The following is a 6303-nucleotide window of genomic DNA, read 5'->3' on the forward strand; positions in this document are numbered from 1 at the left end:
AATTATTAGCATAGTTTTTGGCTACAGTGTTATACTGTCTGTAGTTTAAAGTATTTATTTTTAGGAGGATTTTTCTTATGGCAATCGTTAATGCAACTGACCAAACTTTTACAAATGAAACAAGCGAAGGCTTAGTATTGGTTGACTTCTGGGCACCTTGGTGTGGACCTTGTAAAATGATCGCTCCAGTACTTGAAGAGCTAGACACTGAAATGGGTGACAAAGCTAAAATCGTTAAGGTTGACGTTGATGAAAACCAAGAAACAGCTGGTAAATTTGGCGTTATGAGCATCCCGACTCTTCTTGTTTTGAAGAACGGAGAAGTAGTTGATAAAGTAGTAGGCTTCCAACCGAAAGAATCTTTAGCTAACCTTTTAAATAAACACGCTTAATCTAATAAATTAACTCAAAGGGTGATTCAGTATCCGTTCATAGGATATTTGAATCATCCTTTTTACTTTTTAAGGAGATGCATTTTATCGTTTGTTGGTTTTAGTGTAATTAACTTATAGTATATGAGTTGACTGTAGTGGAGGCATTGGACTTCTCCGGGAAGGATAGGAAAGCAAGTGCCTTGAACGGAAAACAAAAGATTTAGGTTAATAACCGCATTTTATACGAAAAGATCCTGAGAAAATTCACATTTATTAATTACACAATTAGTATTGACACTGAGAATCATTCTCTCTATAATAACGATTGTGAATGAAAATCATTTTCAGTTAGTTATAACAGGGGGATACATACATGAAAAAGAGAGAGTTAACTAAAATATTTGCAGGTTTCTTATTCTCTGCGGCCGTATTAACTGGATGTAACAGTTCAGATGAGGTAGAGAAGAAGGAAGAAACGAAACAGGAAACAACAAAAGAAGAATCTAAAGCTGAAGAAAAAGTGGCTTTCGATATTAATGCTACAAGCAGTGCCAAAGAAGTTGGCGCATATTTAGCGATTAAGCAAGAATTAGAAAAAATGAAAGAAAACCAACCAGTTGATTGGGATATGGCAATCGAGAAGTATTCTTCAGAATTAAAAAATCCAATCAATGAGGTAAGCAGTGAGTTTCAACAGGCTACAGAAGTAGCATTGAACTCAGGGAAGTCTGGCGAATTAGACCAACATCTTGCACGTCAGCTGTTTGATAAATCAGTTCAATCTTACTTCTATCAAAAACAAAAAACCCTTCAAAAAGATGCAGCGGCAAAGTTAGCTGAGGGTGACGTTGAAGCGGCAACTGCAGCTTTCGAAGAAATTAAGCACCTATCTACTGAAGTCTTTATTCCTACAGCTACAAAGCGTGATGAGTATTACCAATTAACAGGTGAAGCAAGCATGGTGGAGAACATTAATGCAGGCTTAGCTGCTCAAGAAGAAGCACTTACAAACAACAAACCAGAAGACTTTGACTTATACATCCAATTAACTGACAAATCCATTTATAAAAGTTACTACCTTGCAGCTAACTCTTATGGTGAAAAAATCGCTCAGGGTGTAACAGAAGGAAAGACAGAGGAAGAACTTAAACAAATGCAAGCAGAGGCTTGGGGATTCTTCCAGGCAATCAAAGGTTCTCTTTCAGGTGGGGATGAAGCTGCAGCAATGAAGCTAGACCAATTGTTTGCGCTTGATCAAACACAAGTGAAAGCAATTAATGCAGAAGAAGTAAATTCTTTATTCACAAAAGCAATTAACGGTAAAATTAAAGGCTACCATGAAAAAGTGAATGCAGCAGCAAGTGCTGGAAAAATTGCTGAAGCAAAAGTGGAAGCATTGGAAGCAAATATGTTCATGAAAATGTTAGAATTGAATATTCAAAGCAAGCTTGGAGAAGAGAAAGCAAATGAAGCTTTCGCACAAGCTGAGCAATGGTTCAATGCTGTAAGTGAAAATAACCCAGAAGAAGCTAAATCCGCTAGTGAAGCAGTCCTTTCGGTATTAGCAGGATTGTAAATCATAGTTCAATAAATTAGAAGCCGCTGTAATACGCGGCTTTTATGTATTTACTAAATAATATAAACATGGGTTATGATAAAATTTACGAAGAAAGTGAGGAGGTAGGGTATTTGAAGGTGTTAGTAACAGGTGGAGCAGGATTTATTGGGCACCACACCGTAAAAAAACTTCTAAAGGAAAGTCATGAAGTCTTTATTATAGATAACTTAGATAGCTATTATAGTGAAAATCAGAAATTGGACCAATTATATAGTATTGGGACTCATGAAAACTTTACATTTATTAGACAAGATTTATTACAGGAACAGGAAGTGCAAGAGCTTTTTAAAAAAATCAAGCCTGATGCTGTCATACACTTAGCTGCACTACCAGGAGTATCCTATTCTATTGAAAATCCACATGCATACATAGAAGCTAATATTTCCATGTCTGTAAATGTTCTAAAATCAGCTGGCATTTCAGGCTGTAAACATGTTGTCTTCGCTTCTTCATCTTCAGTGTATGGAGAGCAAATGAATAGGCCTGTTTCAGAAGATCTAGCAAATGGAAAGGTAATTTCACCTTATGCGGCTTCAAAAACAGCTGCTGAAGCTTTTTGTCATGCATATAGCCATATATATGGATTCCAGCTTACAATCTTACGTTTTTTCACCGTTTTTGGTCCTTCTGGGCGTCCGGATATGGCGATTGGCAAATTCATTGAGAGGCTAATACAAGGGAAATCGATCACGATTTATGGTGAGGGGCAATCTAGAGACTTTACTTACGTAGAGGATATAGTAAATGGAATATATTTAGCCTTAATACGAAATGGAAAAAATGAAGTGTTTAACATAGGTGCTGGCAAGCCTACATCCATGGAAGAATTAATCTTCTATTTGAATGAAATTTTTCCATCAATGCAGGTAAAGAGAGAATCTCATCGTGTGGGGGATGTTGGTGCCACTTGGGCTGATATCACAAAGGCAAAAACACTACTTGGTTTTAGTCCTATTTTTACATTTCAGGAAGGGTTGAAAAGGACAGTTGAATGGGCTAAACAAAAAAATTCTCTATAGAGTAATAAAAATAACTGTATCTATCATTCTTTGTGCTATCGGTATCGTATTAATCAGTACATATTTATCAATGAATGAATTAAGTTCGATGATTAATAGTCTATTCGAGAAGCCTCATATACTTCTAGTAATTTTTTTTCTTTATTGGTTATCTTTTTATTTTAAGGCTGTTGCATGGAAGAGCGTTTTACCCAAATCAGTTAGCCTCCATACTTGTTTAATAGGATTATTTTATAATTTATTGACTAATCATCTATCACCATTGAAATTAGGGGATTTTGTTAGGGCACATGTTATTACATCAAAGGATGAAGTGCCTTATGGAGTTAGCTTAAACACTGTCGTATGGATGAGGATGTTAGATTTAATTTGTTTAATAGCCTTATCTTTTATTGGTGTCTTCCTCTTAGATTTGACATTTGAGATTCCAGTGAAAACCATTTTTCTACTCTCCATACTAGTGGTAATAGGTATGATTTTACTATATCGTTTGTTTCCTACACGCATATATAAACTCTTTTTTGAAATGAAAAAAATCATGGTACAAACTAGTCTAGTATCATTTTTACTTATTCTAATGAGTTGGGTATTGGAAGCTACGGTAATCTGGGGAATCTTACTCAACACCACGTATAATCTTTCATTTGTTAATAGTATTTGGGTAAACAGTATCACCATTATGGGTCAAATATTTCAAATTACACCTGGAGGTTTAGCGACCTATGAAACAACGATGGGACTCGCGCTTCGATCTGTAGGTATAGACATGGAAACTAGTGTTCATGCTGCACTGATTAGCCATGCCTTTAAATTTCTATTTTCTTTTGTTGTTGGAATTTATGCCTGGTTAATATACCCGTTGTCCTTTAAGAATTTATTCAAAAAGTCAACAACACAAGGATGAGAAATACATGAAACTGATCATTATTAGGAGGTCAAAAGGTTGAAAAGTGCTTCGAAATTTGAAAAAGTAGCGGCAAGGTGTTGGAATCTTTTAAATGAAGGAAAACCCTTCACACCCATCTTCACCATAGGTACCATGTTGCTATTTCATGTAAGCTCATGGAGTTCCCTGTTCTTTTGGGAATCGCTATTATATTCGTTTTTATTTATTTTACCCCTATTAATATTATTTTTTATTTTTGATTTTCCATTGTTTTTAAGAAATTATCTATGGGTACCATTCATTATTTTTCTTATGGTTTGGAATAGCTATTCCTTACCCCTTTTATCGCTTTCCTTAGGTTTATACTTTTTCTTCACGATTTTTTTCTGGGGAACCATTTATTATCATTTGCGAATAGGGACGGATTGGTTTAACTTTACCCGCTTCTGGAAGTTGGTATTGAAGAATAGTGATTCTACTAGCGGAAATGCGCAAGAACAGCTACCGAAATTTTTACTTGTACTATCCTTCTGGGAAATGACCAGAGCTCAAGTAGAACAAGGTGTTTCCATTGACTATACGCCTATCTTAATCTTTTATATTGGGTTATTTATGTTTTCGATGATTCTACATCGGTATTTATTTGATTGGAAACCACCTGTTTATGGGCAATATACCGATAAAAGTGAGGCAAACAGCGAGGCTATCAATCAAAAAGTAATTGTGCTGGTCATTGATGGCATGAGGAAAGAGCGTTTTTATGAAGCCAAAACTCCATTTCTGGACTATTTAAAGGAAAATGGAACGGAATACACTAATATGGAAACGGTTTATCCAGCAAGGACGGTGGTTTGCTTCACTTCCATGTTTACGGGTACCTATCCATTTGAACATGGAATTACATCCAATATGGTTTGGAAATTAGGAATTAAGGTTGAAAGCATTTTTGATTCGCTGAGAAAAGTAGGGAAAAAAGGTCGATTGTTAGGTATTGCCCATCTTGTTGATTCGATGGGAGAAGATGTTGAAACAGTAACAGCAGTAATGCATAAGGATGAAGCTGACCGGAACATTATTGAAAGAGCCAAGCATATCATGAAGCAACAAGATCCAGATTTGATGATCGTCCAGCTGATAGGGACAGACCAAATCGGGCATAGTCGCGGAGTGTTATATGACGAGTATATCGAGAAAATTGAAGAAGCGGATGCATTGCTTAAAGAATATGTAGATTGGTTGCGAGAAGAAGGAAAACTAGAAAATGCGACAATCGTTGTTTGCGCGGACCATGGACAAGCAGATGGAATCGGAGGTCACGGACATTTGGATGAAGGTGAAAGGTTTGTACCATTCTTTTTGCATGGTCCGACCATTGAGAAAGGGAAAAAAGTAGAGGAACGACATAGTTTGGTTTCTCTGGCACCGACGATTGCCTATTTGCTAGGTGCTCCTTTTCCTAGTCACAGCAGAGGTAAGGTATTAAAGGAAGCATTTATTAAAAGGGAGAGTAAACACCATGAGTAAGCGGAAGTTAATTGTTTTTCTGCCTGCGCTCAATGAGGAAGATTCCATAGGGGATGTCATTCGTGCCATCCCAAGGGAATTTAATCCCCTTCTTGAGGTGAAGGTTTTAGTAATCAATGATGGTTCTACCGACCAAACGGTGAAAGTAGCAAAAGAAGCTGGAGCCGATTATATCTGGAGTTCTGAGAACAATATGGGTTTAGGCGCTGCAGTGAGAAAGGGGCTCCAAGAGAGTGTTAGGCTCGGCGCAGACATTGGAGTAATGATTGACGCAGACCGTGAGTATCCGCCTGAACAAATTCCTGACATAATAAAGCCAATTCTGGACGGGGAAGCAGAGTATACTATGGGTTCCCGTTTTATGAACCGAGTGAGAGGGATGAAGTTTCATAGAAGGATAGGTAATTATATCTTTACCTTCTTACAAAGCTTGATATTGAGACGCTGGATTTATGACGGGCAATCTGGTTTGAGGGGATTCTCAAGACTAGCTATGGAGCATGCGGAAATTGTCCATGATTACAACTATGCACAAGTATTAACGCTAAACTTAGTGAGAAAAGGCTTTAGGGTAAAAGAAATTCCTATTTCCTACAAAGTAAGGACAACCGGTGAGTCCTTCATAACATTTCGGGGATACCTATCAAAAGTTGTGCCTGCAATAGTAAAAGAGCTTAGAAGACCAGTAAAAAAGGTCATCAAAAGGGAAGCAATTAGGCAAAGTCTGCAATCGTAACAAATCTGTCATTGACATAGATATTGATAATCATTATCATTAATAATGGAGGCGGCATTACTATGAAAAGAAGTTTTATTTTTTTGATGGCTTTGTTCATAATGTTTTCGTTTTCAGCATCAAAAGGATCAGCTTATTCTTACGGT

The 6303-nt window shown here is 36.9% G+C and carries 6 protein-coding genes; all 6 read left to right on the top strand.

Annotated elements, in window-relative coordinates:
* Window positions 1–77 precede the first annotated feature (77 nt).
* The 6 genes from trxA to DBX25_RS03395 all read left to right on the top strand — a co-directional run bounded on the left by trxA (window position 78) and on the right by DBX25_RS03395 (window position 6157).
* Window positions 78–392: a thioredoxin gene (trxA, locus tag DBX25_RS03370; protein WP_108669373.1), complete on the top strand. Its 315-nt coding sequence runs from the start codon at window positions 78–80 to the stop codon at window positions 390–392.
* Between the two features lie 355 nt (window positions 393–747).
* Entirely contained in the window at window positions 748–1950 is a 1203-nt protein-coding gene (locus DBX25_RS03375) for a hypothetical protein (RefSeq protein WP_108669374.1), read from the top strand.
* Between the two features lie 113 nt (window positions 1951–2063).
* Entirely contained in the window at window positions 2064–3011 is a 948-nt protein-coding gene (locus DBX25_RS03380) for an SDR family NAD(P)-dependent oxidoreductase (protein WP_108669375.1), read from the top strand.
* Window positions 2980–3915, top strand: a complete 936-nt coding sequence (locus DBX25_RS03385) for a lysylphosphatidylglycerol synthase transmembrane domain-containing protein (protein WP_108669376.1) — start codon at window positions 2980–2982, stop codon at window positions 3913–3915. Before DBX25_RS03380 ends, DBX25_RS03385 begins: the two co-directional genes overlap by 32 nt.
* Before the next feature lie 39 nt (window positions 3916–3954).
* The gene (locus tag DBX25_RS03390; RefSeq protein WP_108669377.1) at window positions 3955–5421 is read left to right on the top strand and encodes an alkaline phosphatase family protein; all 1467 of its coding nucleotides are present in this window, start codon (window positions 3955–3957) and stop codon (window positions 5419–5421) included.
* Window positions 5414–6157, top strand: a complete 744-nt coding sequence (locus DBX25_RS03395; RefSeq protein ID WP_108669378.1) for a glycosyltransferase family 2 protein — start codon at window positions 5414–5416, stop codon at window positions 6155–6157. The genes DBX25_RS03390 and DBX25_RS03395 overlap by 8 nt, the downstream gene beginning before the upstream one ends.
* Window positions 6158–6303: the final 146 nt, after the last annotated feature.

It is taken from the genome of Peribacillus acanthi (assembly GCF_003073175.1).
Lineage (GTDB): Bacteria > Bacillota > Bacilli > Bacillales > DSM-1321 > Bacillus_BN > Bacillus_BN acanthi.